This is a genomic window from Methylohalomonas lacus, assembly GCF_024808875.1.
Classification (GTDB): Bacteria; Pseudomonadota; Gammaproteobacteria; order Methylohalomonadales; family Methylohalomonadaceae; genus Methylohalomonas; species Methylohalomonas lacus.
Genome location: NZ_JANUCT010000004.1, coordinates 1 through 26,390, shown reverse-complemented (window position 1 = coordinate 26,390; position 26,390 = coordinate 1). Strand labels below are relative to the sequence as shown.

Annotated in this window: 24 protein-coding genes; 16 read left to right on the top strand and 8 right to left on the bottom strand. The window is 57.4% G+C overall.

Annotated features, from left to right (window positions below; all coding sequences use genetic code 11):
• Positions 1 to 158: 158 nt before the first annotated feature.
• The gene (locus J2T55_RS03325) at positions 159 to 1,031 is read left to right on the top strand and encodes a sterol desaturase family protein (RefSeq protein ID WP_259054229.1); all 873 of its coding nucleotides are present in this window, start codon (positions 159 to 161) and stop codon (positions 1,029 to 1,031) included.
• A 98-nt stretch (positions 1,032 to 1,129) separates the two neighbouring features.
• On the opposite strand, the gene J2T55_RS03320 is transcribed toward J2T55_RS03325, so the two are convergent.
• Positions 1,130 to 1,324, bottom strand: a complete 195-nt coding sequence (locus J2T55_RS03320) for a hypothetical protein (RefSeq protein WP_259054228.1) — start codon at positions 1,322 to 1,324, stop codon at positions 1,130 to 1,132.
• Between the two features lie 121 nt (positions 1,325 to 1,445).
• On the opposite strand from J2T55_RS03320, the gene J2T55_RS03315 reads away from it, so the two are divergent.
• From J2T55_RS03315 to J2T55_RS03280, 8 genes are all read left to right on the top strand, one after another.
• The gene (locus J2T55_RS03315; RefSeq protein WP_259054227.1) at positions 1,446 to 2,399 is read left to right on the top strand and encodes a LysR family transcriptional regulator; all 954 of its coding nucleotides are present in this window, start codon (positions 1,446 to 1,448) and stop codon (positions 2,397 to 2,399) included.
• Between the two features lie 278 nt (positions 2,400 to 2,677).
• Complete coding sequence (locus tag J2T55_RS03310) at positions 2,678 to 6,691, top strand: ribonucleoside-diphosphate reductase subunit alpha (protein ID WP_259054226.1); 4,014 nt, start codon at positions 2,678 to 2,680, stop codon at positions 6,689 to 6,691.
• Between the two features lie 233 nt (positions 6,692 to 6,924).
• Positions 6,925 to 8,178, top strand: coding sequence for a ribonucleotide-diphosphate reductase subunit beta (locus J2T55_RS03305; protein WP_259054225.1), 1,254 nt, complete (start codon positions 6,925 to 6,927; stop codon positions 8,176 to 8,178).
• A 304-nt stretch (positions 8,179 to 8,482) separates the two neighbouring features.
• Entirely contained in the window at positions 8,483 to 9,358 is an 876-nt protein-coding gene (locus J2T55_RS03300) for a DUF2971 domain-containing protein (protein ID WP_259054224.1), read from the top strand.
• A 25-nt stretch (positions 9,359 to 9,383) separates the two neighbouring features.
• Positions 9,384 to 10,154 (top strand): nuclease-related domain-containing protein, encoded by a 771-nt coding sequence (locus tag J2T55_RS03295; protein WP_259054223.1) that lies wholly within the window; start codon positions 9,384 to 9,386, stop codon positions 10,152 to 10,154.
• Between the two features lie 108 nt (positions 10,155 to 10,262).
• Entirely contained in the window at positions 10,263 to 10,961 is a 699-nt protein-coding gene (locus tag J2T55_RS03290; protein WP_259054222.1) for a DUF1499 domain-containing protein, read from the top strand.
• 69 nt (positions 10,962 to 11,030) lie between these two features.
• The gene (locus tag J2T55_RS03285; protein WP_259054221.1) at positions 11,031 to 11,942 is read left to right on the top strand and encodes an endonuclease/exonuclease/phosphatase family protein; all 912 of its coding nucleotides are present in this window, start codon (positions 11,031 to 11,033) and stop codon (positions 11,940 to 11,942) included.
• A gap of 207 nt (positions 11,943 to 12,149) precedes the next feature.
• Positions 12,150 to 12,620, top strand: a complete 471-nt coding sequence (locus tag J2T55_RS03280) for a DsrE family protein (RefSeq protein ID WP_259054220.1) — start codon at positions 12,150 to 12,152, stop codon at positions 12,618 to 12,620.
• Positions 12,621 to 12,779: 159 nt separating this feature from the next.
• Here J2T55_RS03280 and J2T55_RS03275 read toward each other — a convergent pair whose 3' ends face one another.
• Complete coding sequence (locus J2T55_RS03275) at positions 12,780 to 13,214, bottom strand: MarR family winged helix-turn-helix transcriptional regulator (protein WP_259054219.1); 435 nt, start codon at positions 13,212 to 13,214, stop codon at positions 12,780 to 12,782.
• Positions 13,215 to 13,333: 119 nt separating this feature from the next.
• Between J2T55_RS03275 and J2T55_RS03270 the strand changes: the two genes are divergently transcribed.
• Positions 13,334 to 14,242, top strand: a complete 909-nt coding sequence (locus tag J2T55_RS03270; protein WP_259054218.1) for an SRPBCC family protein — start codon at positions 13,334 to 13,336, stop codon at positions 14,240 to 14,242.
• A gap of 379 nt (positions 14,243 to 14,621) precedes the next feature.
• Entirely contained in the window at positions 14,622 to 14,840 is a 219-nt protein-coding gene (locus J2T55_RS03265) for a glycine zipper 2TM domain-containing protein (protein ID WP_259054217.1), read from the top strand.
• Positions 14,841 to 15,090: 250 nt separating this feature from the next.
• On the opposite strand, the gene J2T55_RS03260 is transcribed toward J2T55_RS03265, so the two are convergent.
• Together J2T55_RS03260 and J2T55_RS03255 are read right to left on the bottom strand one after the other, a co-directional pair.
• The gene (locus J2T55_RS03260; protein ID WP_259054216.1) at positions 15,091 to 16,233 is read right to left on the bottom strand and encodes a diguanylate cyclase domain-containing protein; all 1,143 of its coding nucleotides are present in this window, start codon (positions 16,231 to 16,233) and stop codon (positions 15,091 to 15,093) included.
• A 458-nt stretch (positions 16,234 to 16,691) separates the two neighbouring features.
• Positions 16,692 to 17,138 carry a hypothetical protein gene (locus J2T55_RS03255; protein ID WP_259054215.1) on the bottom strand — a complete coding sequence of 149 codons (447 nt, stop codon included), beginning with the start codon at positions 17,136 to 17,138 and terminating at the stop codon, positions 16,692 to 16,694.
• 139 nt (positions 17,139 to 17,277) lie between these two features.
• Between J2T55_RS03255 and J2T55_RS03250 the strand changes: the two genes are divergently transcribed.
• A complete protein-coding gene (locus tag J2T55_RS03250; RefSeq protein WP_259054213.1) occupies positions 17,278 to 18,081 on the top strand; it encodes an IclR family transcriptional regulator in 804 nt (267 codons plus the stop codon).
• Between the two features lie 3 nt (positions 18,082 to 18,084).
• Here the strand turns inward: J2T55_RS03250 and J2T55_RS03245 are convergent, their stop codons facing one another.
• Positions 18,085 to 19,137: an alpha/beta hydrolase gene (locus J2T55_RS03245; protein WP_259054212.1), complete on the bottom strand. Its 1,053-nt coding sequence runs from the start codon at positions 19,135 to 19,137 to the stop codon at positions 18,085 to 18,087.
• Positions 19,138 to 19,312: 175 nt separating this feature from the next.
• Between J2T55_RS03245 and J2T55_RS03240 the strand changes: the two genes are divergently transcribed.
• The 4 genes from J2T55_RS03240 (at position 19,313) to J2T55_RS03225 (ending at position 24,614) form a co-directional block, all read left to right on the top strand.
• Positions 19,313 to 20,170 (top strand): formate/nitrite transporter family protein, encoded by an 858-nt coding sequence (locus tag J2T55_RS03240; protein WP_259054211.1) that lies wholly within the window; start codon positions 19,313 to 19,315, stop codon positions 20,168 to 20,170.
• Between the two features lie 187 nt (positions 20,171 to 20,357).
• Positions 20,358 to 22,748 carry a phosphoenolpyruvate synthase gene (ppsA, locus tag J2T55_RS03235; protein ID WP_259054210.1) on the top strand — a complete coding sequence of 797 codons (2,391 nt, stop codon included), beginning with the start codon at positions 20,358 to 20,360 and terminating at the stop codon, positions 22,746 to 22,748.
• A gap of 170 nt (positions 22,749 to 22,918) precedes the next feature.
• A complete protein-coding gene (locus tag J2T55_RS03230) occupies positions 22,919 to 23,842 on the top strand; it encodes an ABC transporter ATP-binding protein (RefSeq protein WP_259054209.1) in 924 nt (307 codons plus the stop codon).
• Between the two features lie 10 nt (positions 23,843 to 23,852).
• A complete protein-coding gene (locus tag J2T55_RS03225) occupies positions 23,853 to 24,614 on the top strand; it encodes an ABC transporter permease (RefSeq protein WP_259054208.1) in 762 nt (253 codons plus the stop codon).
• On the opposite strand, the gene J2T55_RS03220 is transcribed toward J2T55_RS03225, so the two are convergent.
• From J2T55_RS03220 to J2T55_RS03210, 3 genes are all read right to left on the bottom strand, one after another.
• Positions 24,611 to 25,108, bottom strand: a complete 498-nt coding sequence (locus J2T55_RS03220; protein WP_259054207.1) for a universal stress protein — start codon at positions 25,106 to 25,108, stop codon at positions 24,611 to 24,613. The two genes, J2T55_RS03225 and J2T55_RS03220, sit on opposite strands and share 4 nt — an antisense overlap.
• A gap of 62 nt (positions 25,109 to 25,170) precedes the next feature.
• Positions 25,171 to 25,779, bottom strand: a complete 609-nt coding sequence (locus J2T55_RS03215; RefSeq protein WP_259054206.1) for an amino acid kinase family protein — start codon at positions 25,777 to 25,779, stop codon at positions 25,171 to 25,173.
• 290 nt (positions 25,780 to 26,069) lie between these two features.
• The coding region (locus tag J2T55_RS03210) for a transposase (RefSeq protein ID WP_259054205.1) at positions 26,070 to 26,390 on the bottom strand (321 nt) is incomplete at its 5' end.

Genomic DNA, 26,390 nt, shown 5'->3' with positions numbered 1-26,390 from the left:
CGTTTTCCTTGCTATCATCCGATGGATTGATAGAGTAATTGAAAGTGATCGCCTGTCATTCAACCCAATCTCCAGCCCTTCATTTTAGTGACGAAATGCCATCTTCCGGAACAGTACTTTCATCGACTGGCACTCGACCACACCGGGGAACGTAACGAATGGATACGCTGTTATCACAGGAACCTCTGGTCCGCATTGGCGCGTTCGCCAGTATTTTTATCCTGATGGCTGTATGGGAAGTTTTCGCACCGCGCCGGGAGTGGCACGTCCGTAAAAGCTATCGCTGGATCAACAACCTCAGCGTCGTTGCTGTAAGCACATTGGTAGTGCGAGTTGTGTTCCCTGCAGCAGCCGTAGGCACGGCACTGTTCGTCGAGGCCCAGGGTTGGGGATTATTCCGTCTGTTTGAAGCGCCCTACTGGCTGACAATCGTACTTACGATTATTGTCCTCGACTTTGCCATCTGGGCGCAGCATGTGTTTTTCCATGCCGTACCGCTACTCTGGCGCCTGCATCGCATGCACCACGCGGACCTGGACTTCGACATCACCACAGGATTGCGCTTTCACCCCGTCGAGATCCTGCTTTCGATGTTCATCAAGGCGGGCGTCATCGTGATGCTCGGGGCGCCGGCCGTGGCCGTACTGATCTTCGAGGTGCTGCTCAACGCCACCTCTGTTTTCAATCATGGCAATGTGCGACTGCCGAAACAGCTTGACCGTGTGCTGCGCTGGATCGTCGTAACCCCGGAGATGCACCGGGTACACCACTCCTGGTATCCGAATGAGACCAACTCCAACTTTGGATTCAATCTGCCCTGGTGGGACCGGATTTTCGGCACTTACCGGGCCCAGCCACGCGACGGTCACGTCGCGATGACCATAGGCATCAATCTTTTCCGCGACCCACGGGAACTGCGTCTGGACCACATGCTGTGGCAGCCATTCCACGGTCCTACACACAGCTACCCCATCAACGCCCGGAGCGAGGACGGTACGGCCAATACAAACCCTGATACGGAGATCAAATAACGCACGCTGCTATAAACCTGTCCACGTCCCGGAATGACGAAGACCTTCCATTCGCGTCCATTGGCGTTCATTCGCGGTTCCCACAAAAAAGCCATGGCTCAACCCCTGCCAGTGTCCGTAGTATCACCATGCCACGCCTTCCTGCCAGACTGCGGGTACAGCGCCTGGGCAATCTGCGCGAGTCGACGCACATCGAGCTGACCGCACCAGAATTGCTCGACCACGATTTGCACACTGTCCGTAACTGCCGTGTCACGGTTAGCGGCTTTAACCTGTTGCAGCGATTCAGTCATGGCGGCCTCCTGTGCTCGCATCCATTGCATCGACATGGGCGGTCAGCATGCGGTGCTTGCTAACATGAATCAAATTCTTTATTTTAAATTCAACTTTGAGATTAATTCATAAACGATCGTCATGACTGAACAAAACGCACGCCTGCACCTCGAAATGCGCCACCTGCGCACCCTGCTCGCCATCCGCGATACCGGCAGCATTGCCAGCGCGGCCAAGCGCCTGCACCTGACCCAGTCGGCACTGTCGCACCAGCTCAAGGGGCTGGAAAACGAGCTCGGCACGCCGATCCTCGCCCGCCACAAGCGCCGCAGCATCCGCTTCACCGCCGCCGGTCAGCGCCTGCTGCAGCTGGCCGACGATATCCTGCCGCGCATCGAGGCCGCCGAACGCGACATCCACGACCTGGCGGCCGGCGACCGCGGCCGGCTGCACATCTCGATCGAGTGCCACAGCTGTTTCGACTGGCTGCTGCCGGCCATGGACCGCTACCGCGAGGCCTGGCCGCAGATCGAGCTGGATCTGTCGCTGGCCTACAGCCTCGATCCGCTGCCGGCGCTGCTCGACGGCGTCATCGACATGGTCATCACCTCGGACCCGATGAGCCACGCCGGCGTCAGCTACAGTGCGCTGTTCCGCTACCAGTCGGTGCTGGTCATGGCCAACGATCATCCGCTGGGCGAACGCGATCACATCGAGCCCGCGGACCTGGTGAACGAGACGCTGCTCACCTACCCGGTCGCGCGCCAGCGCCTGGACGTGTTCCGGCATTTCCTCGAACCGGCCGGCGTCGAGGTCGCCGCCATCCGCACCGCCGAGCTGACCTCGATGATCGTGCAGCTGGTCGCCAGCCGCCGCGGCGTTGCCGTGCTGCCGTCGTGGGCGATCGAGAAATACCGCGCCGACGACTACATCCGGACGCGGCCGCTGGGCGGCGACGGTATGTGGAGCACGCTCTACAGTGCCGTGCGCCGCGAACAGGCCAGCCTGCCGTTTGTGCAGGCATTCACAGAATTGGCCCGCGACCTCACCCACGCCCAGCTCGACGGCATCAAACCAGCCACCGTTGAAGAGTGATCCGGGATCAGCGCGAAGCCGCGCATGGCGCGGTTTTGCGCCATTTGATCCCAGCTTATCCACAATCTTTCCGCAGGAACTGCGACCACTAATCCACATCATATAGTGGTTGTATCCCGCCTTGACCCCTACAATTGGGGGTGCTATACATTCATACATAAGGTTTCGCCGCGCCCGCGCGGCCATCACCCCAGACACCGGTTCCCCCCGATCGCGTCCCCCGCGATTCCCGGGGTACAGGAAGTAGATAATTTTTGTACCAGTTTTCAGGAGGGTCCATGGAGGCCGAAAACGCAGTTAACGAGAACCCCGAACCGACCCGCTCGCACGAGGACGCCCTGGACGAGGCTGCCCGTGAAGTCGCCGCCGAGATCCGCCTGCACCAGCCGGGCGATTACAAGGTCATCCGCCGCAACGGCAAGGTAACGAGCTTCGACCCGAGCAAGATCAGTGTCGCCATGACCAAGGCCTTCCTCGAGGTCGAGGGCGGCACCGCCGCGGCCTCGAAGCGCATCCACGAAAAGGTCAGCGAGCTGACCGAACAGGTCACCAGCGCCCTGACCCGGCGCCTGCCCGGCGGCGGCACCGTCCATATCGAGGACATCCAGGACCAGGTCGAGCTGTCGCTGATGCGCGCCGGCGAGCAGAAGATCGCCCGCGCCTACGTCCTCTACCGCGATGCCCGCGCCCGCGAGCGCGCCGAAAAGGAAGCGCAGAAATCGAAGGGCAAGGCGCCGACACAGCAGACCACAGATCTCAACGTCACGCTGGAAGATGGCACCACCAAGCCGCTCGACGTCCAGCGCATGCAGGCCATCGTAAGCGAGGCCTGCCGCGATCTGGGCGAAGTCGACGGCGAACTGATCATCAAGGAAACGCTGCGCAACCTGTTCGACGGCGTCGCCGACCGGGACGTGAACAACGCCCTGGTGATGAGCGCGCGCACCCTGATCGAGAAGGAACCGAACTACTCCTACGTCGCCTCCGGCCTGCTGCTCGACGGCCTGCGGCGCGAGGCGCTGACCTTCATCAACGGTCAGACCACCGAGGCGACCCAGGCGGAGATGGCCGACACCTACCCGACCTACTTCGCCAAATACGTCAAGCGCGGCGCCGAGCTGGAACTGCTCGACGACGAGCTGACCCGTTACGACCTGGACAAGCTCGGCCAGGCGCTGAAGCCGGAGCGCGATCTGCAGTTCGCCTACCTCGGCCTGCAGACGCTGTACGACCGTTACTTCATCCATTCCAACGGCACGCGTTTCGAACTGCCGCAGGCGTTCTTCATGCGCGTCGCCATGGGCCTGGCGATCAACGAGATCGATCGCGAGGCGCGCGCCATCGAGTTCTACGAACTGCTGTCGTCGTTCGACTTCATGAGCTCGACGCCGACGTTGTTTAACTCCGGCACGCTGCGCCCGCAGCTGTCCTCGTGTTACCTCACCACAGTGCCGGACGATCTAGACGGCATTTTTGCCGCGGTGAAGGACGACGCCCTGCTGTCGAAGTATGCCGGCGGTCTGGGCAACGATTGGACCCGCGTGCGCGCGATGGGCGCCCACATCAAGGGCACGAACGGTAAGTCGCAGGGCGTCGTGCCGTTCTTGAAAGTGGCCAACGATACCGCCGTGGCAGTTAATCAGGGCGGAAAGCGGAAGGGTGCGATGTGCGCCTATCTCGAGACCTGGCATCTCGATATCGAGGAGTTCATCGAGCTGCGCAAGAACACCGGCGACGATCGCCGCCGCACGCACGATATGAACACCGCCAACTGGGTGCCGGACCTGTTCATGAAGCGCGTCAGCGAGGACGCCGAGTGGACGCTGTTCTCGCCCAACGAGGTGCCGGACCTGCACGACCTCTACGGCAGCGAGTTCGAGAAGCGCTACGTCGAATACGAGGCCAAGGCCGATCGCGGCGAGATCAAGACATTCAAACGTCTGCGCGCCGCCGACCTTTGGCGCAAAATGCTGTCAATGCTGTACGAGACCGGCCATCCGTGGATGACCTTTAAGGACCCGTGCAACCTGCGCTCGCCGCAGCAGCATACAGGTCAGGTACACAGTTCCAATCTTTGCTGTATTGCAGCCGATCAGCGTGTCGTAACGGATCGTGGTCTTTTGACGGTTGGCGAACTATATCAACTCGGTGACAAGAATAGAGTCATTGGTTTGGATGGAATTTACAATGCCTCTGAAATGTTACTACCTAGACCAAATGCCCCCATGGTAGAGATACAAACTAGTGAGGGGTATACACATAAAGTCACACCTGACCACAAAGTCTGGGTAAAGGAGCATGGATGGGTTGAAGCACAAAACCTAACCCCAGGTGATAAGTTGCTTATACAACAAATTGAGGGGTTATGGGGTTCACTACATGATCCAGACACTGGTTATCTAATGGGTCTAGTGGCAGGGGATGGCACTTTTGGCAAAAATAGCGTGCATATTGATTTATGGAGCCAAGATTTTCATCACCGGGAACGCATAGAGAACGGAGTGCAATCCTTACTTGAAGGAAATACAGCCCTTAGAACGACCTCTACAAATCAACCCTTATTCCAAGAAGATCTAGCTCATGGACGTGCAAGACTCACCTCAGCACCATTAAAGCGGCAGTTTGAAATATACGGCTTCAACAAGGACTCAAAACTATCTGTGCCGAACCTCGCATGGCAAGGTGATAAGGAGACAGCAGCTGCATATTTGCGAGGTCTTTACCAAGCTGATGGTCATATTCAAGCTTCAAATGAAATTTCAACTATTGTATTAGCTTCGAACAACCTAAGCTTTGTTCGAGACCTACAGATTTTGTGGGCAAATTTTGGTGTCAAGACATCAATAAATCAGATGCGTGGCTATCAAGAACAGTTGATGCCCAACGGTCATGATGGTCAGAGTAAATATTGGTCAAAACCCCTCTATCGCTTGCTAATAACCTCAGTTAAGGGCTGTAAAATTGCAGAAAGCATTATTAGTCTAGCAAAAGATAAAGCCAATAACTCAGAAGCGGCAAGGAACTTATTAGAAAATCTTGATAAAAAGGATGGGTATAAGCAAAAATTATATGCAACTTTTACCGGATTAAAGGAACTGCCCAACGAAGATGCATATTGTCTGACAGTAGATTCGGAAACCCATGCATGGACTGTAAATGGGTTGGTTACCAAAAATACTGAAATTACCCTGAACACCTCCGACGACGAGATCGCGGTGTGCAACCTGGGCTCGGTCAACCTCGCCCAGCACGTCACCGACGGTGCGCTCGATCGCGACAAGTTGCAGAAGACGATCAACACCGCGATGCGCATGCTCGACAACGTCATCGACTACAACTACTACAGCGTGCCGCAGGCGCGCCGTTCCAACCTGCGTCACCGGCCGGTCGGCCTCGGCGTCATGGGCTTCCAGGACGCGCTCTACAAGCTCAACCTGCCCTACGCCTCCGAAGGCGCGGTCGAGTTCGCCGACACCTCCATGGAAGCGGTCAGCTACTGCGCCATCCGCGCGTCCACCGATCTCGCCGAGGAACGCGGTCCGTACCAGAGCTTCCAGGGTTCGCTGTGGAGCCAGGGCATCCTGCCGCACGACTCCATCGAGAAACTGGCCGAGGCCCGTGGCGACTATCTCGACGTCGACCGCTCCAGCACGCTGGACTGGGACAGCCTGCGCGAGCGCGTGCAGACCGTCGGCATGCGCAACTCCAACACCATGGCGATCGCACCGACGGCGACGATCTCGAACATCTGCGGCGTCAGCCAGTCGATCGAGCCGACCTACCAGAACCTGTTCGTCAAATCGAACCTGTCAGGCGAGTTCACGGTGGTGAACCCGTACCTGGTCAACGATCTGAAAAAGGCCGGTCTCTGGGACGAGGTGATGGTCAACGACCTCAAGTACTTCGACGGCAGCGTCCAGCCGATCGACCGCATCCCGGACGAAATCAAGCAGACCTACGCGTCCGCGTTTGAAATCGACCCGCGCTGGCTGGTCGAGGCCGGCGCCCGGCGGCAGAAATGGATCGACCAGGCGCAGTCACTGAACCTGTACATGTCCGAACCGTCCGGCAGGAAACTCGACAATCTGTACAAGCTCGCCTGGGTGAAGGGCCTGAAGACAACCTACTACCTGCGTTCCATGGGCGCGACGCACGTCGAGAAGAGCACCCTGAACAACAGCGAGAGTCATCAGAGCCGCCTGAACGCGGTCAGCGGCAGCGCCGAACCGGTCGGCTCCGCCGCCCCGCAGGCCTGTGCCATCGACGACCCGGACTGCGAGGCCTGTCAGTAAATGCAATTCCCCCTCCCGACAAATAAGGCCGTGATGAGCTTTGTTCCTTCCCTCTTGACGGGGAAGGCCGGGATGGGGGTGAAGAACATGCGACAGACAACCGAAACACAACCTGTGGGAGGCCTGACCCCGGGCTGAACAAGCCAGACGGCATTCGCGGCGAGGTCACCGCTCCTACAGATTTTTTTAATGAACGAATCTGAAACAAACGACGAATTACAGGGGAAGCATCAATGTTGAACTGGGACGATCCAATCGCCAGCGTCAAAAACGAGAAAAAGCAGGCCTACCAGCCGCAGCCTGAAGAAGCCGAAGCCGGCCTGCAGGAATACAGCGCCGAGGAAACCAACGTCGAATCCGTATTCGGCGGCGACGCCGCGTCACCGACGCCGGACCTCGATGCCGCCCTGGCCGAGGCGCCGACCGACGAACAGGCCGGCGTCACCGGCCTGGAACAGGTCGAATTCGGTGCCGGCCGGCTGTCAGTCGACGACAAGGCCATGATCAACTGCCGCGCCGACGTCAACCAGCTGGTGCCATTCAAGTACAAGTGGGCCTGGCAGAAATACCTCGACGCCTGTGCCAACCACTGGATGCCGCAGGAAGTGAACATGAACGCGGACATCGCACTGTGGAAGAGCAACAGCCTGACCGAGGACGAGCGCACCATCATCAAGCGCAACCTCGGATTCTTCTCCACCGCCGACTCGCTGGTCGCCAATAACCTGGTTCTGGCCGTGTACCGCAACATCACCAACCCGGAATGCCGCCAGTACCTGCTGCGCCAGGCATTCGAGGAAGCACTGCACACGCACGCCTACCAGTACTGCATCGAGTCGCTGGGCCTGGACGAGGCCGAGGTCTTCAACATGTACCGCGAGATCCCGTCGGTGCACGACAAGGCCGCCTGGGCAATGAAATACACCGAAAGCCTCGGCGACCCGGACTTCCGCACAGGCACGCAGGAAACCGACCAGCGCTTCCTGCGCGATCTGATCGCCTTCTACGTCGTCTTCGAGGGCATCTTCTTCTATGTCGGCTTCGTGCAGATCCTGTCGATGGGCCGGCGCAACAAGATGACCGGCTGCGCCGAGCAGTTCCAGTACATCATGCGCGACGAGTCCATGCACATGAACTTTGGTATCGACATGATCAACCAGATCAAGATCGAGAACCCGCATCTGTGGACCGACGCATTCAAGGAAGAGATTCTGCAAATCATCCGCGACGGCGTCGAATACGAGATCCGCTATGCGCATGACACCATGCCCAGAGGCGTACTCGGCCTGAACGCGCCGATGTTCGAGGAATACCTCAAATACATCGCCAACCGCCGCTGCATCCAGATCGGCCTGCCCGAGCAGTACCCGGGCGTGGACAACCCCTTCCCGTGGATGAGCGAGGTCATGGATCTCAAGAAGGAAAAGAACTTCTTTGAAACGCGCGTCACCGAGTACCAGACCGGCGGCGCCCTAAGCTGGGATTAATGCCACAAACATGCAGTCATGTAACGACTCTTAGCGGGGATGCCGAGACGGACCTCGGCACTTGCCTGGCACCCCTCGCCTCTTCCGGGTGCCAGGCTTTCTTATTCCAAAGGGCAGGCCCGTAATGGGCCTGCCCTTTTATTTTGCAGCCATACCACCTGACAGGTGCTACCGTATAACATGCTAGCGATACCGAAAAATCAGAAAATTATAGACCTCGAAGAATATTATACGGTAGAGATGTCGTTTCATAAGATGGCATACATGTCATATAAATTAAGTTAGACATTTATGGACGCGTTAAATGTTTGACGAAGAAAATGTAATCTATCGATACAAATACCTTCCGTATACCGAAGGGTCGATAAAAACACTTACCGACAGTACTATTAAATTCACAAATCCGTTAGATTTTAACGATCCGTTTGATTGTAAACCATATTATGATACGACGAACATTGATAGGCTTCCTCAATTAAAACCTGATCTTTTTAAAGCGGCCGGAGATAGGCGAGGTTTAAGTCCTGCAAAGAGACTACAAGACAAAGGGAAATTTATTGCCCGCCTTAGAAACCGATTAGAAGACGGAAGTTTTGCCAAGGAATCAATTTCTCGTGTCGGGGTAGTAAGTTTAAGTAAAAACGCATTAAATATCTTAATGTGGTCGCATTACGCTGACTTTCATCGCGGTTTTGTGCTTGAGTTTCGCATACCAATTAAAGGACTGAAGAAAGATGTTTTACTGACAAATGAACGCCTTTTACCCTTTCCTGTAATTTATCAACACGAGAGACCCCATATAGATGTAGGCTCAGAGCTACCGGATGACTTAATAAACAAGGTAGTTCTGACAAAAAGCACAGACTGGAAATATGAAGAAGAAGAACGAGTAGTAGACCACGAACGTGGCCCAGGAATTCATCACTATAGACGAGATGAGATATTATGTTCAGTTATAGCTGGAATGGAGATGTCTAACGATAACTACGCTAACTTAAAGTCTATCGTTGAGTCATTAAAGGAAGTAAATAAAAATAATTTGTCAATTTTTAAGGCGAGCGATAAAAAAGATGAATACAAACTAAATGTTACTGGACATCCAAGATTACACAATAGTGGAATTGAAAAAACACTTAACAATACGCTCAAGAGGGACCGCCAAAAAGCGGCGACCCCTTAGCTTGGTTGCTAGATAGCCAGGGACAGTGGACACTTCACCTATAATTGATGAAGTCCTGAAACTTTGGTGGCTTGCTCCACTTGTGCTTATTGTATGGCTATTCAGGACATCATGGTGGAAAGGTATTATTGGTGAATTGGGTGTTCGAGTTCTGGCCTGGCTAATGCTGAACAGGAAGACATATCATGGTATGCACAATGTCACACTGCGAACACCTGATGGAACAACCCAGATTGATCATATATTCATATCATCTTTCGGCATATTTGTACTCGAAACGAAGAATATGCAAGGCTGGATTTTTGGAAGCGCAAATCAGCGGCAGTGGACACAAAAAATATACAAGCAATCGTTCAGGTTTCAAAACCCTTTGCAACAGAATTATAAGCATATAAAGGCTGTGGAGTCAGCGCTCGAAGTACCCCCCGAGACGATTCATTCAGTAGTGATCTTTGTAGGCGGCAGCACATTCAAGACAGAGATGCCGGCGAGTGTTACTAGTGGAGCGCGCTTCGTATCATATATCAAGTCGTTCCGAGAGCGCGTGTTTAGCGAACCAGAGGTTCAAAGGCTTGTCAAACAGCTTGGGTCCAGGCGCCTTGAGCCCGGTTCTGTATTGCATCGCACTCACATCCGGCGATTAAAGGCGCGCTCTAGACCTGATGCATATCGGCTTTGTCCAAAGTGTGGGAGTCCATTAGTTCTTCGCACGGCGAAGCGTGGTGCTAAACGCGGTGAACAATTTTGGGGTTGTTCCGCTTATCCCAAATGTAGGGTGATGCAAAATGTCACCTAAGTGTAGCGTTAGAATTTTATAAATATGTCTGTAAAACCATCAAAACACCAAAGACTGGCCTACATCGCCACTGCCGTCCCACTGATACTCGCTATCGTGGCCATTGCCATGCTACTGATATCCGGCTTCGGTACCCAACTAAACTGGTGGGACTTCCGCATCGGCTTCATCGTCCTGCGCTATGGTGCCTACCTGGGCCTGGTCTCGGCGATCCTGGCAGCCGCGGCCACCGTGGCGATGCTGCTCTGGCATCGGCTCCGCAATTTCATCATTGTGAACATCCTGGTCGTTGTTGTCGGTCTCGTCACTGTCGCTGTCCCCTACTCCTGGCAGCAGCAGGCGCGAAGCGTGCCGACCATTCACGACATCAGCACCGATCTCGATGATCCGCCCGAATTTGTCGACATCGCGCCGTTGCGCGCGGATGCGCCCAACCCGGTGGAATATGCCGGTGCGGACACCGCCGAAGCGCAGCGCGAGGCGTATCCCGGCATCCAGCCGCTGTATTTCGACGCGCCCGTTGAACACGTGTTTCGCGCCGCGGAGCAGGCCGTGGCCGATCTGGACTGGGAGCTGATCGCGGCGGATGAGGACGCCGGCCGCATCGAGGTGACCGATACCACGCGCTGGTTCGGTTTCAAGGATGACGTGGTCATTCGCATTCAGCCGGATAACGACCGCACCCGGCTGGACATGCGCTCCAAGTCGCGGGTCGGCAAATCGGACGTCGGCACCAATGCCGCGCGGATTCGAACCTTCCTGGAAGTGATGCGGATCAAGCTGCCTGCAGCCTCACAATCAGGATAGCCATTCGCTGAAAGCACTGTGGCATTTATTGAATCGGGCTGCCTCCGGTTCCGTGTTAACTTAGCCATCATGTCGTCCGTCAGAAAAACACTTGCGTCTCTGTCCGTTCTGGCAGCACTGCTGCTTGCAGGGGGCTGTGCCAGCGTATCCTACGGACCGGTCGAACAATATTTCGAGCCCGAACGGCACATAGCAAACGAATACGGTACGAAACAGCCGGACGGGGTGACAACGCTCCGGCTGATGACCCTGAACACGGCCCACGGGCGTGGCACCGGCTTCCATCAGTTTTTCGCCACCAGCCGCAGCATTAAAAACAACCTCGATACTATTGCTGACGTTATCCGACGGGAACAGCCGGATATCATCGCGTTACAGGAGACCGACAGTGTCTCCGGCTGGAGCGGCACCTTCAACCACGTCGAATACCTGCTGTACAGAACCGGCTATCTTGCCTCCTATCAAGGACTGCATGTACAAAGCATGAACCTGCAATACGGCACCGCCCTGCTCGCCAAAACGCCGCTGCGGGACAGACTGTCAGGGCCTTTTGAAAAATCCAGCCTCCCCCTGCCCCGGGGATTTGTCATAGCCCGCGTTACCTGGCCCGATGCTCCCGATCTGCAGATTGACGTTGTCTCCCTGCACCTGGACTTTCTCTCCGGAAAACATCGTCGCCTCCAGGCCGAAGCCCTGGTCAAGGAACTTGTTTCAAGAGACCGGCCTGTGATCCTCATGGGCGATCTGAACACCGAATGGGCGCACCGGGACGGCGTCATGGACTATCTGGTGGAAGCATTGAATCTGTCCGTCTATCGGCCCGAGAGCGAGGACATCATCACCTTTCCCGTTTTTGGCAGGCGCCTGGACTGGATACTGGTATCGAGTGAATTCGAATTTGTCGATCACAAGGTGATGACGGCCAATCTCTCGGATCACCGGGCAGTGATGGCGGACATCAGGCTGGTGACAGACGATTGATGGCCTGCCGATTTAGTTTTCCTTCTGATTATTCAGCCAGCCTATCCGGGACTAATGCGCTTCCGGTTCCATGAGCGGTTCTTCCAGGATCGGAAATATCGACAGCTTATTTGCAGGCAGGTTTCTGCGACAATATGTCGTATACCATATAAACTAAGGAGGCTTTTTATGTCTAATACGGCTCCACTACCCTAAGAGGGAAACACCATGAAATTCCAATCTCTACGATATTATTCGCTGATTGCCCTGACTTGTCTGGCGATGCTGTTTACGACCAATTCCCAGGCAGAATCAGAATCGCTCGGTCAGGACCAAAACGTTGTGGTTCATCTGAGCAATTACACCAACGATCTGCATGCGTCATTCATGGCACTAAAGCTCGCCGTGGAATTCCAGCAGCACGGCGCTAATGTCACCCTTTTCCTTGATCTGGAAGGCGTTCGGATTGCGGACAAGCGAGCACCACAGGACATGAACTGGGGGCTTTCACATGCGCCACTGTCCGAACACTACACGGCATTCATCGAGGCAGGTGGCGAAGTGCTCGTTTGTCCTCACTGTGCAGCTGCCGCCGGTATTGACGCAGATAATCTGAGAAAAGGTGCCAGAATTGCAAACGAGGATGACGATGAAATCACACGGGTCTTCCTTGGTGCTGATAAAATCCTGAAATATTGATACATAACATCCCTACATCCCTGATTATTGCCTATAAGCGATCATCAGGGGTATTCTCTGCCAATATTGCAGATGCCTTCACCAATGCCGCGTGGGTATGGACCTTCATGACAATGATGCAGACAAGGCTCGACACGCGCTCAGGTTAACCGGTCAGGTCTACAGTTTCTGCTCCAGCACAGCTGCGATCCGCTCCAGCGATTCAACCGTGGCATTCAATCCCTGCCTGCCCGTTTCCTTTTCTATGGCCTTGTCGAGCCGCGCCAGTATCCGCCTGACCTCGGCCATGAGTTCTTCGCCCTCCTGCGTAAACAGTATTGCTTTCTGGCGCCCGTCGGCAGCGTCCTGTTGCAGGTAACCGGCCTGGCACAGTTCACTGACCATGCGCGCGACCCGCTGGCGCGAAACGTTCAGATTGCGGGCGATTGCGGAAGCGTAGTTGGTGCCGCAATCCAGGCCGCCGAGAAAACCCAGCAATGCCGGAGTGATGTCTTCGTAGCCGCATGACTGCAGTTCCACAACCACATAGTCGCAGATGCGGTCGCGCACCGTCGCTGAACCCAGGGTCAGGCGCAGCGTCAGGCTGTCCACCATCGGAGTACCTCTTTTTGTAAACCTGGTTGACATAAGGTAGAATCGAGCTATGCTATGTCAACATAGTTTACATCACAGTCCAGTGGTGATCACCATGAACCGAACCGCGAGATGCCGACATGCCCACGATCCTGACCTTGCGTCGTGCCCTGCTGGCGAACGCCCTGTTTTCTCTGGCCTGCGGTCTGCTGCTCCTGTTTGCCCCCGCTACTGTCGGCGCGCTGCTTGGCTGGTACGCACCCGTGCTTTTACAGTTGATCGGTGTCGGCCTGATCCTCTTTGCCATCGATCTTGTTCACCAGGCCACACGCCCGCGGCCGACCAGCTGGCGGGCCCTTTATGCAAGCGTGGCGGACGGGCTCTGGGTAGTGGGATCGATTGCGGCCGTGCTGCTGCTCCCGCATGACCTGAGTGACCGCGGCGTGGCGATCGTGCTGACGGTGGCCGGCATCGTGCTCGGCTTCGGTGCCTGGCAGCTGTGGGGTATCCACCGGGCGCATTACAGCCGTGCCAGCGGTCTCTACCGGCACTGCCTTGTCGTCGAGGCGGACGCCCCCGCCGATGCGTTGTGGTCGATCATCCGCGATCTGTCCGCCATCAAGGACTACATGCCGACGCTGAAAACCTCGGAATTGCTGGATAACCGGGCACCAGGTATCGGTGCGGTACGCTGCTGCACCGATCAGGCGGATCGGCGTTGGTCCGAGGAATGCACTGATTTCAGCGATACAGAGCGCTGTCTTGTTGTTCGTTTCCTGGCTGATGCGCCGGATTTCCCCTTTCCGGTCCGGTACATGATCGGTGGCTGGACGGTCACGGCCGTGGACGCGACCCGCTCACGCGTCGAGGTATGGTGGGAGCTCGCACCAAAGCCGTGGCCACTGGCACCGCTGCTGATGCCGATGCTGGCCTTCCAGGCCGACCGGGACTTCCCCGCCGTCATGCAACGCATGGCCATGGCGGCTAGCGACAGGGAACGGCTTGATACCACCGGCCTCGGCGGGCGCCTGCTGCCGATGTGGTGCTAGGAATCTGGCGGCATGGTCATTCAGCTGAGCATCTGAGGCAGGGATCGATCAGGCGCTTCCAGCCAGGCACGGATATCCACCATCGTTTCAGCCTCACCACTGAAGTGCATCAACTAATTGCGCCCCTTTGACAAACCGCCAGTGGGCCGGCATCTGTGCCAGTCGCTTCAGGAAACCGCAGATCACCGCCGGTGGAACGTCCTGTTTTAATACCTGAACCAGCCTGCCCAGTTAGTTTGTCTGCTCTTTGGTTGCCGCATAATACCCCGTAAAAATCATCTATCGACCTAAGCGCTCCAACGCACCGACCGCATTCGGGTTCTCTAATACTCTAACCGGTGGGCTGGGAATCTTCCCGTTAAGGCCCGAGGCAATTCTGATGAACATGATATATAGCAAACCAATCCTTATTACGGCCCTGCTGCTCGGTTTGAGCGGTTGTGCCAACCTGTCTGAACAGGAGCAGAACACCGCGATAGGTGCCGGTGCCGGTGGCGTGGCAGGTGGTGTTATGACCGGTGGCAGTACTATTGGCATACTTGGTGGCGCCGCTGCTGGTGGCTTCCTTGGTCACATCCTGAGCGATGATGAAGACTGAGTAATACGCCAAGGTAATAATAGTCATCTACAGGTTAACCCGTTGCACTGGTTGAGAATCCACGCAGCGGGCTTCTTTGTTTAGAATCCTCCCTTCACGATGTATTCAGATCTGTATGTTGGCCAGGCCAGCTACATAACGTTTTTCTCTCAGTGCACGTACAGTCTTTGGTTAAAGTCATGTAGCGTCATCGTTACGGGCATTGGAGCGATTACATCCAGGCCAGTCCGCCCTTCCCCACACATTAGTATCAGTGAAAGAATTGGTAACTGTTTGGACTGCTTTCCTTAGTGGCATACATGGCGGTATCGGCATTCCGTATCAGTGTATCGGCATCGAGTCCGTTTTCCGGGTAGAGGCTGATGCCGATACTCAGGGTTATCTGGAGTTCGTGGCCATCGATAACGCGCGGCTGCGCGAACCTGGCCAGCAATTTTTCGGCAACCTGGACAGAATCCTGAATTTCTCCGATTTCGGTCAAGATAATAACGAACTCATCGCCACCATGACGGCTTACTGTATCTGTCATGCGCACACAGGCGACGATATCCGCCGCAACTTCCTGCAGCAAATGATCGCCGGCTGCATGGCCAAAGGAGTCGTTGATTTGCTTGAAATTGTCCAAGTCCAGAAACAGCAGGGCAATTTGCTTGTGGTGCCGTTTGGCCATGCCAATGGCCTGGGCGAGTCGATCCATTAGCAGCACGCGATTGGGCAGACCGGTGAGGAAATCGTGTTGGGCAAGATGGTGCATCTTCTGCATCTCAGTGCGCGACTGACGCGCATCATGAAAAACTATCACCGCGCCGGTCACCTTGCCGAGACGATTGGGAATGGGTGCCGCGGAATCCTCAATCGCTATGCCGGTACCATCGCGGCGAATCAGTATGCTGCCCAGGGCCAGCTCGACAATCCCGCCTTCGTTAATGGCCCGCTGCGAAGGGCTTGCCGCCCGTTTTCGGCTGGTACCATCGATAATGAAAAAAACTTCCTCGACAGGACGTCCAATTGCCGCTTCGCTTGACCAACCGGTCATCGTTTCAGCCACCTTGTTGAGATAGACGACCTTGCCTTTCGGATCGACAACCAGCACGGCATCGCCAATGGCATCCAGCGTGATCTGCGCCATGTCCTCGAACGAGACATCACCGAAGTCTCTCATGGAAGGTTCATTGACCCGCGGCACATGTCTTGCCGTTCCGGAACGGGCAACATGATTCCGCAGTTCGCCTAGTTGCCAGTCAATCCGCTCCGGTGTTTTCTTGATACTTTCGGGAAGGTATTGAAACACTTTTCCTTTGCCGACAGGTTGTATGCGTAAATTTCCTTCCCAGGCACAATTCAAATCCTTTTTCCGGGCGCTGCAGCGATAACGCTGGACCGGCATGATCATGCTCAGGAGCCGATCGCCGAGTCGACGCGGAATCCGCACGAGGGGGCTGTCACAATTAGGGCATACAGGCTTCGTTTCGGCGGGCGTGGAGCCATTATCATGCCAGGATTTCAAAGGCATAGGTGTGTTCGTGGTATCAACCATGATGGCTATAATAAACAAGCGGTTACACGGGGTCTGTTCGCAAACCCACTCATAACCGATATGGCAGGCAGATCCTACGGGTAATAGTGGCTTTGCGAACGGGATGTGCCACTATCAGTTCCGGATAGCGGGAAATAGCGAGAGAAAAATGAAAAAAGATATAAAACGACGGATTTATGCTTAAGAATAAAAACCAGAGATAGAGAAATGTTTTTTATATCCTCCAGTATTCAATAATAATTTTCAGGCTAACTTTGATCTTTCTGCTCGATTAGTACGCGATCCATAAAATCGCAATCAGAGTCGAATTTAAATTACGCCTGTCCATCATTTTTGACGGTCGACCACAGTACGGTAATCGCCCCCATGCCGAAGCCATAGGTGGTAACCGATATGCTGGTAAACAGGAACGAACGGTACATCAGTGAATGTAGTTCCATGGACGGTTCTTCCAGGATCGGGAACATTGACATCAGCAGGAACAGGCTGGAGTTGGTGAACGCACCTATCACCATGGTCCAGCGCACGTGCCAGGCCAGCGGTATTCTTGCGCCGTAAAAGCCCAGTATCAGCGCAGTCATCAGCAGGAAGTCGATGTGACCCTGTAACAGGCGATCGAAGTCGTGAAAAATGGATGTGATAAGCGGAATCTGCAATTTATGGCCGACCAGACACCACGCCAGCAACAGTGCCACCAGCAACCACAGTGCCCCGCCCCGGATCAGCACCACGTTACCCGCATGTTTGTCAGTCCGGCTCATGCTCCTCTCTCCTTTTTGTTTTGTCCGATAATCGGACAGCTTTTGAATATTGGTTTTCGCGTAGATTAGCCAGAGGACTTGTAAAGAACAATGTCCTGACGGTAATTTGGTATTCGATATCCGGACAATGGAAAACGACATGACTGACGAAGCCAGCAGCCAGAAGGACGCTTCCGCACTACCGGCCGGCAGCCTGCACCGCGCGGTGATCCTGCTGAACGCGATCGCCGCTGACTCACGCCGCGGCAGTACGATGACGAAGCTGGTGGCGCGCACCAGCCTGCCCCGCCCGACCATCCACCGCGTACTGAACCAGCTGATGAGCATCGGCTGGGTGGAACGCGATGAAACCAATGGTCGTTTCAACCTCGGCTTCGATCTTGCCGCGCTCGGCTACTCGGCCATGAGCCGGCATCCGATCGAACGCGTCGCACATACGGAACTCAGCCAGTTGTCGATGAGTTTGTACCAGACGGTGTACCTCGGCGTGCGCTCGGGTCTGGACATGGTCTGTATCGGCCGTTACGACAGCGGTTCACAGATTCAGGTCGGCAAGGGCTGGGTTGGCATGCGCGGGCCGTTCGGTATGACGCCGGCGTGTCTCGGCATGTTCGCGTGCATGCCGCGCGACGAGGTCGACGGGATCGTGCGCAAGAACCTGTCGCGCTATCACCGCATCGAAGGCTTCGATGAGGCTGGCTACCGGCGATCACTAACGGCCTCAGCCGAGGCCGGTGTCGGCCTCTACGACAACATCCTGCTCGATCGCACCACCTGTGGGCTGGGCGTGGCCATTCTCGATCCGTCCGGCTACCCGATCGCCGGCATCGGCACGGTCTACATCAACGGCTGGCTGGATGAAAACCAGCGCCGTGACTGTCTGGAGCGCATGCAACAGGTCGCCGGTACGATCGCCGAGAAGCTGCACGCGACATCGGCGTAGATCTCAGGAGTCGCATAATTCATCCCTGGCTTCAGCCAGTGACAGTTGCCCGTCGAACGGCAATGCAGCTTGCGGCGATTGCAGCCAGGCACTGATGTCCGCCATCGTTTGATCCTCGCCACTGTAGCGCGTCAGCTGGTGGTGGCCTTCCGGGTAATAGACAAACCGCCAGTCGGCCGATGTCTGTGCCAGTCGCTCCAAGAAACCGCAGGTCGCCCCGGATGGAATGATTTCATCGGCGCCACCGTAGAGGACCAGTAATGGCTGCTGCAAGTGATCGGTCGCTGCCAGCGCGGCGTCCATCAGGTTGGCCACACCGTACAGCGACGCGATGCGCGAACGCTTGATGACCATGGGATGCGATTGCCAGTACTCGAGCACATCCGGGTCGTCGCTGGGATTCACATCGACCAGGTCATTCGGGATCTCCAGGCCGGGTGCCAGCCGTATGCCCAGCCACAGTGCCGTGCGCATGTACCAGGGCTGGACGTCGCGCGTCCACACGCCCGGCGCCAGCAGCACCGCGCCGTCAACCGGCGGCGGATAGTCCTGCGCCAGTGTCAGGATCGTGATCGCCCCGCCCATGCTCTCGCCAACGATATACAGCGGCTTGCCCGGATGGCGCGCGCGCAGCAGCTCGGCGACGTTCGTCGCGTCGTTGACCAGCCGCGCCCGGCCCGGCCAGTGACCGCGATCGGCCGTGCCGCCGAAGCCGCGGTGATCATAGGCGTAAAAGGCGGTACAGTCCGCGCTCAGATGGCTGGCGAGATTGTCGAAGGTCTCGCGATAGTCATTGAAGCCATGCAGGCCGAGTACCACTCGACAGGGCTCGCCGTCGGGCAGCCATCGGGACAGCGGCAGGCGGTAGCCGTCGGTCGTGATCACGGCATCGTCCGTCAGCCGCGGCCGTGGTTTGTCTTCGGCCAGCGTGCCAAGTGCGGCAAGCAGCAAGGCAATGAACATCACGCACCCTGCAAGTGCATGGCGGTGCCGGGCATGATTGTTTTCAATATTCATCAGCTGTTCATCAGGGCTCGAACCGGTCTGGATCTGCACGCGATACAGTATTTCTCTACTTAATCAATCACATCGCGCATGCGGACTTGATCTTGATCAGCGGGCAATAGATCATCCAAATCTTACGCGCACGCACAGTACCGAAACGCAGTGCAGCATGAACAGTGACCCGCCAGAGGTCACATTACAACATATCCATCGGGAGTCAGGACGCATGTCCGATCCATCGTTTTTCGATGCCTTTTCACCACCCCAGGTCGCCGCGCGCATGCGCACGGTCGGCGTCTCCAAGGCGACGATGCCAGCGTTGCAGATTGTCACGCTGGCATTGATCGCCGGCGCCTTCATTGCCTTTGGCGCCATGTACTACACCGTCGTCATGACCGAGGTCGAGGCGGCCTACGGCCCGGCCCGGCTGCTGGGCGGCATCGCCTTTTCACTGGGCTTCATACTGGTGATTATCGCTGGCGCCGAACTGTTCACCGGCAACAACCTGATTGTCATGGCCTGGGCCGGCAAGCAGGTCTCCAGCAAGGCCCTGCTGCGCAACTGGGGACTGGTCTATTTCGCTAACGCGATCGGCGCCTTTGCCAGTGTACTGCTCGTCTATTACTCGGGTTACCTCGAGGCCGGCAATCATGCCGTCGGCGCCACGGCGGTGCAGTCCGCCGTTGCCAAGGTCGACTACAGTTTCGTCGAGGCGTTCACCCGCGGCCTGCTGTGCAACGCGCTGGTCTGCCTGGCCAGCTGGATGTGTTCCGCCGCGCGCTCGGTGACCGACAAGATCCTGTCGGTGCTGTTTCCGATTTCCGGCTTCGTTGCCATGGGCTTCGAGCACTGCGTCGCCAACATGTACATGATTCCGATCGGCATTGTCGCGGCGCAGGATCCGGCCATTCTTGAGGCGGCCGGCTACACGGCTGCCGATCTGCAGAATCTCAATGCCGCCGGCTTCTTCAATAATCTCGTTCCGGTCACGCTGGGCAACATCGTCGGCGGCGCCGGCTTCGTCGCCCTCGTCTACTATTTCATCTACCTGCGCGGCAAGGGCGAAGGCATGAACGAAGTCTAGCGCGGGTTGCCAGGGCGTTACCTTGCCGTATGAATTGTCCGCATCCCTATACCCTGTTCAGGCAGACGCCTGCGCGAGTTGGTTATTGAGCACAAGAAACATGGCCTGCCCATCAGCGTGATTTGTTAGACTGGTTCACCACGCTGGTTTGCGTCCCCGAAGAATCCACCGAATTGCAGGGTAATCTATGACGGCTGAAGGCCAATCCATTCTCTGGCTCGACCAGGTCGGCAACGACGACGTCGCCCGGGTCGGCGGCAAGAACGCCTCGCTGGGTGAAATGATCGCCAACCTCGGCGATCAGGGTGTCAACGTGCCCCCCGGTTTCGCGACCAGCGTGTCGGCCTACTGGGATTTCGTCGCGGCCAACGGCCTGAAAAAGGTCATCGAGGACGCCCGCGCGGCGGTCAGTGACGGGACATCCACGCCCAAACAGGCCAGCGAGACGATCCGCGACGCCTTCATCCGCGCCGAATGGCCGGCGGAAACGGCAAAGGCCATTCGCGAGGCTTACCGCCAGCTGTGCGAAAAGACCGGCCACGACGAGGCTTCGGTGGCCGTACGTTCCAGTGCCACGGCCGAGGATCTGCCCGACGCCAGCTTCGCCGGCCAGCAGGAAACGTTTCTCAACATCCGCGGTGAAGATGCCGTGCTCGACGCCTGCAAGCGTTGCTACGGCTCGCTGTTCGGCGAACGCGCGATCAGCTACCGCGAGTCCCGCGGCTTCGACGATCTGCAGGTCGCGCTGTCAGTCGGCGTACAGATGATGGTGCGTTCCGATCTCGGCGGCGCCGGTGTCATGTTCTCCATCGACACGGAAACCGGTTTCGACCAGGTGGTGCTGATCACTGCCGTCTGGGGGCTGGGCGAAAGCCTGGTCCAGGGCAGCGCCAACCCGGACGAGTACCAGGTCTTCAAGCCGTTGCTCGATAACAAGACGCTGCAACCGATCATCACCCGCAGCCTGGGTGGCAAGGCCGAGAAGATGATCTACGCCGACAAGGGCGAGACGACGGTGGAGACCATCGCGACCACGGAGCATGAACGCGGTCACTACGTGCTCGACAGCGACGAGGTGCTGCAGCTGGCGCGCTGGGCCTGTGTGATCGAGCAGCACTACGGCATGCCGATGGACATGGAATGGGCCCGCGACGGCGAGACCGGCGAACTGTACATCGTCCAGGCACGGCCCGAGACGGTGCAGTCGCAGGCGGCACAGAACGCCTTCAAGCTGTACGAAATGAAGGAACCGGGCAAGAAACTCATCAAGGGCCTGAGCATCGGCAGCGCCATTGTCAGTGGCGATGTCTGCCGGCTCGACAGTCCCGATCAGATCGATGACTTCGTCGAGGGCAGCATTCTTGTCACCGGCAATACCGACCCGGACTGGATGCCGATCATGCAGAAGGCCGCGGCGATCATCACCGACCAGGGCGGCCGCACCTCGCACGCGGCCATCGTCAGCCGTGAACTCGGCCTGCCGGCGGTAGTCGGCGCCGGTCGCGCGACCGACCAGCTGAATAATGGCCAGACCGTGACCGTCTCCTGCGCCGAGGGTGATGAGGGTTTCATCTACGAAGGCGCGCTCGATTACGAGGTGCGCGATATTCAGCTCGACGATATTCCGGAGACCGAAACCAGGGTTATGCTGAATCTCGCCAACCCGGCGTCGGCATTGCGCTGGTGGCGACTGCCGGCCGACGGTGTCGGCCTGGCGCGCATGGAATTCGTCATCAACGATCACATTCAGCTGCACCCGATGGCCCTGCTGAAGTTCGACGAACTGGAAGACGAGGCGGCCAAGAAACGCATCGAGGAACTCACGCGCGGCTATGCCGACCGCACCGAGTACTTCGTCGAACAGCTGTCACTGGGGCTGGCACGCATCGCCGCGGTGCGTTACCCGAATCCGGTCATCGTGCGCATGAGCGACTTCAAGACCAACGAGTATGCCAACCTCATCGGTGGTCGTGCTTTCGAGCCGGAAGAGGAAAACCCGATGCTCGGTTTCCGCGGTGCGTCGCGCTACTACTCGCCGCTGTACCGCGACGCCTTCGCGCTCGAATGCCAGGCCATCCGCCGGCTGCGCGAGGTCATGGGCTTCGACAACGTGCGCATCATGATCCCGTTCTGCCGCACGCCCGCCGAGGCCGACCAGGTGCTGGATGTACTGGCCGACAACGGCCTGAAGCGCGGCGACAACGGCCTCGAAATCTACGTCATGTGCGAGGTGCCGTCGAACGTGATCCTGGCGCGCGAGTTCGCCCAGCGCTTTGACGGTTTTTCCATCGGCTCCAACGATCTCACCCAGCTGACGCTGGGCGTGGACCGCGACTCGGGCCCGCTGGCACACCTGTTCGACGAGCAGAACGACGCCGTCAAATGGATGCTGGAGAAGGTGATCAGCAGTGCCCGCGAGACCGGCACCAAGACCGGCCTGTGCGGTCAGGGCCCGAGCGACTATCCGGCGTTCGCGGGTTTTCTGGTCGACATCGGCATCGACTCGATCTCGGTGACCCCGGACAGCTTCATCGCCGTCAAACAGCATGTCGCCGCGGCCGAGAAGAAGCGCCGCTAGCACCCTTCCACCGATTGTCATTTTCATCGGTTATACTGATTGCCTTGTATCGGCTGGCGCCCTGCCCCGGCCGTGTGCGCCAGGGAACAGGCGGCGGCGTGCTTAACCTTTAAATCATCACTTGAATAAGGCTTCGGTATTTTTCTGACCAGCAACCAGGCAACACCACCGTGCAACCCATCATTTCCATCCAGCAACTGAACAAGCGTTACGCCTCCGGCCTGCATGCGCTGAAGGACATCGATCTCGAGATCGAACGTGGCGAGATATTTGCCCTGCTCGGCCCGAACGGCGCCGGCAAGACGACCCTGATCAGCACCATCTGCGGTATTTCGCGCCCGTCCAGCGGCACGGTGATCGCCGACGGTCACGACACCGTCAGCGATTACCGTGCGGCGCGGGCGAAAATCGGCCTGGTGCCACAGGAACTGTCCACGGACATGTTCGAAACCGTGCTGGCGACGGTAAAGTTCAGCCGCGGCCTGTTCGGCAAGCCACAGAACGACGCCTACATCGAGAAACTGCTGCGCGACCTGTCGTTGTGGGACAAGCACAGCGCCAAGATCATGACCCTGTCCGGCGGCATGAAGCGCCGCGTGATGATTGCCAAGGCGCTGGCACACGAGCCGCAGATCCTGTTCCTCGATGAACCGACCGCCGGCGTCGACGTCGAGCTGCGCCGCGACATGTGGCAGATGGTGCGCGGCCTGCGCGACAACGGCGTGACAATCATCCTGACGACGCACTACATCGAGGAAGCCGAAGAAATGGCCGATCGCATCGGCGTTATTCGCCGCGGCGAACTGATCCTGGTCGAGGACAAGCACACGTTGATGGAAAAGCTCGGCGAGCGCGAACTGCGCCTGCAGCTGCAGCAGCCGCTGGCCAGCATTCCGGTCGCGCTCAGCGGCTATCCGCTGACGCTGACCGAGGACGGCAGCGAGCTCATCTACACCTTCGACAGCCACAGCGATCACACCGGTATTGCCGAGCTGCTGCGCAAGCTCGACCAGCACGGCATCGATTTTCGCAACCTGCGCTCGCGCGAGAGTTCGCTCGAGGACATTTTCGTCAGCTTGGTCAGGGCATCATGAGGCAATGGACATGAACTGGTACGGCATCCGCGCCATCTATCACTTTGAAATGGCCCGCACCGGCCGCACGCTCATGCAGAGTATTGCGTCACCGGTGATTTCGACCTCGCTTTACTTCGTCGTCTTCGGCGCGGCAATCGGCTCGCGCATGGTCGAGATCGATGGCATCAGCTATGGGGCCTTCATCATTCCGGGCCTCATTATGCTGTCGCTGCTGAATGAGAGTATCTCCAATGCCTCGTTCGGCATCTACATGCCGAAGTTTTCCGGCACGATCTATGAAGTCCTGTCGGCACCGGTGTCGTGGGTGGAGGTCGTGCTCGGCTACGTCGGTGCGGCGGCGACCAAGTCGGTCATTCTCGGTTTGCTGATACTCGCGACGGCCCGACTATTCGTCGACTACGACATCGCCCATCCCGGCTGGATGCTGTTCTTCCTGCTGCTGACGGCTATCACCTTCAGCCTGTTCGGTTTCATCATCGGCATATGGGCGGACGGTTTCGAGAAGCTGCAGGTCGTGCCGATGATGATCGTCACGCCGCTGACGTTTCTCGGCGGTAGTTTCTACTCGATCAGCATGCTGCCGCCGCTCTGGCAAACCATCAGCCTGTTCAATCCGGTGGTCTACCTGGTCAGCACTTTCCGCTGGAGCTTTTACGGCGTCTCCGACGTAAACGTCGGTATCAGCGCGGCCATGATCATTGTTTTCATGGCACTGTGCCTGGGCGTGATCCGCTGGGTCTTCGTCAGCGGCTACCGGCTGCGCAGTTAATCGTTGTGGCCCGGCCAGTGCACGGTGATCACCGCGCACTCGGCGGCGTGCATCACCTTGTGTGAGACACTGCCGACCACCAGGCTCTTCAGATCGCTGAGACCACGACTGCCCATGACGATCGCCTCGACATCAAGGTTGGCCGCCTCTTCCAGGATGGCTTTCGCCGGTGCGCCAACGCGGATGAGCGGTTTCATCTCGACCTGGGCCATGCTGACCGATTCCTTGAGGCGCTCGATCAGTTCCAGACCGGAGCGCTGGTAGTCTTCGAACTGGCGCAGCATGTCCTCGCCGGCCTTCTGCATCTCGGCCATGGAAATGCTCATGTTGGTCGCCCCCATGGCAATACCCAGCGGATCGCTGGCCGGCGGCAGTTCGGGCACGTTGAGGATATGAATCACCGCCTTCTGGTGACCGACCAGCTGGCAGGCCACTTGTAGTGCCTTGCGGGAATGAGCGGAACCATCGACGGGAACGAGCAGATTTTTATACATGGGCGTGGCTGTATCCTGTTGTGTTTACCTTCAGCCTAGCAGATCGCCAGGCTGTTGAATGCCTAATCGAGTCGGGCGATATCATGGCGCGGTTCGCCCGCAAGCCAGGCGGGCAATTGATCCGCCGTTGCCGGTCCCGCCCAATAGCCTTCGACCGTCACACGCGTCAACAGATCGGCAAAGGCGGCGTCGACAATGCCACTGCATGAATGCACGTCGACAGGGTTGTCGTCCGGGGCCACGGACTTGACCAGCAACAGCCGCTCCGCCTGCAACCGATCCGCCAGCCACAGCGCCAGACTGTCACTGGTCCAGTCCCAGGATGCGGGAATATCGCCGGCAAACAGCCAGTCGTCCACCGGCACCGCGATCGGGGTTTCATCGGCCGCAAGCAGTCTCGCGATGGCGGCCAGAGAATCGGCACGCTTGTAGGCCGGGTTCAGAGCGATGCAGTCGTTCGCCGCCTGGCGCATGGCAAGCATGGCCTGATAGTGCGCCATCTCCGCGGTCAGGTCGACCTGCTCGCGTACGGCATCGGCGTACTGGCCGCCACCGGGAACGATCACGGCCCGCCCGCGCGCGTGCTGGTGTATGGCCGCCAGCCAGTCCTGCAGCAGCGGCTGACCCAGCAGGCTGCCGCCAAGCTTGATGACGACCGGGTGATGATCCATTGGTTCTTTTAACCTGTCGGTTCCTGGTCAGACAAAGGTGGCGATTAAATAGGGTGGCCAGTTCATTTGCTCAATGAATTGAGCGCCTGCAAGTATCATTCAGGAGCAAGCGATTCAGAATAAACAGACATCCCGATTAATCATCACCCCCACCCTGCCCCTCCCCCATCAAGGGGGAGGGGAAAAAGCAGGCCTGCCATCCTGCATATTCGAACTCTATCGCCATTTCTATTGTGGCTACCCAGTCATTGATACCAACCCATGGAACAACCGGAACCAGTCACCTTTTACTAGGGCCTGTTGATCTTTAACATGGGCAGCCACATGATTGCACAGGCCAACGCAATCATACTGGCGTAATTGCGTTGCAGTTTGTCGTAGCGCGTGGCGATAGCGCGGAAGTGCTTGAGTCGGGCAAAGGCATTTTCGACCCGGTGTCGGTACCGGTATAAGCCCCAGTCCATGTCGTCATTGCCCTGTCGGCTGTTGCGTCGCCGCGGGATGACCGGCTGTGCATCACGCTGCTGTATCGTGTCACGAAAGGCGGCGCTGTCGTAGCCCTTGTCAGCGACCACATAATCCATTGCCGGTGTCCCGGCCAGCAGCGACTG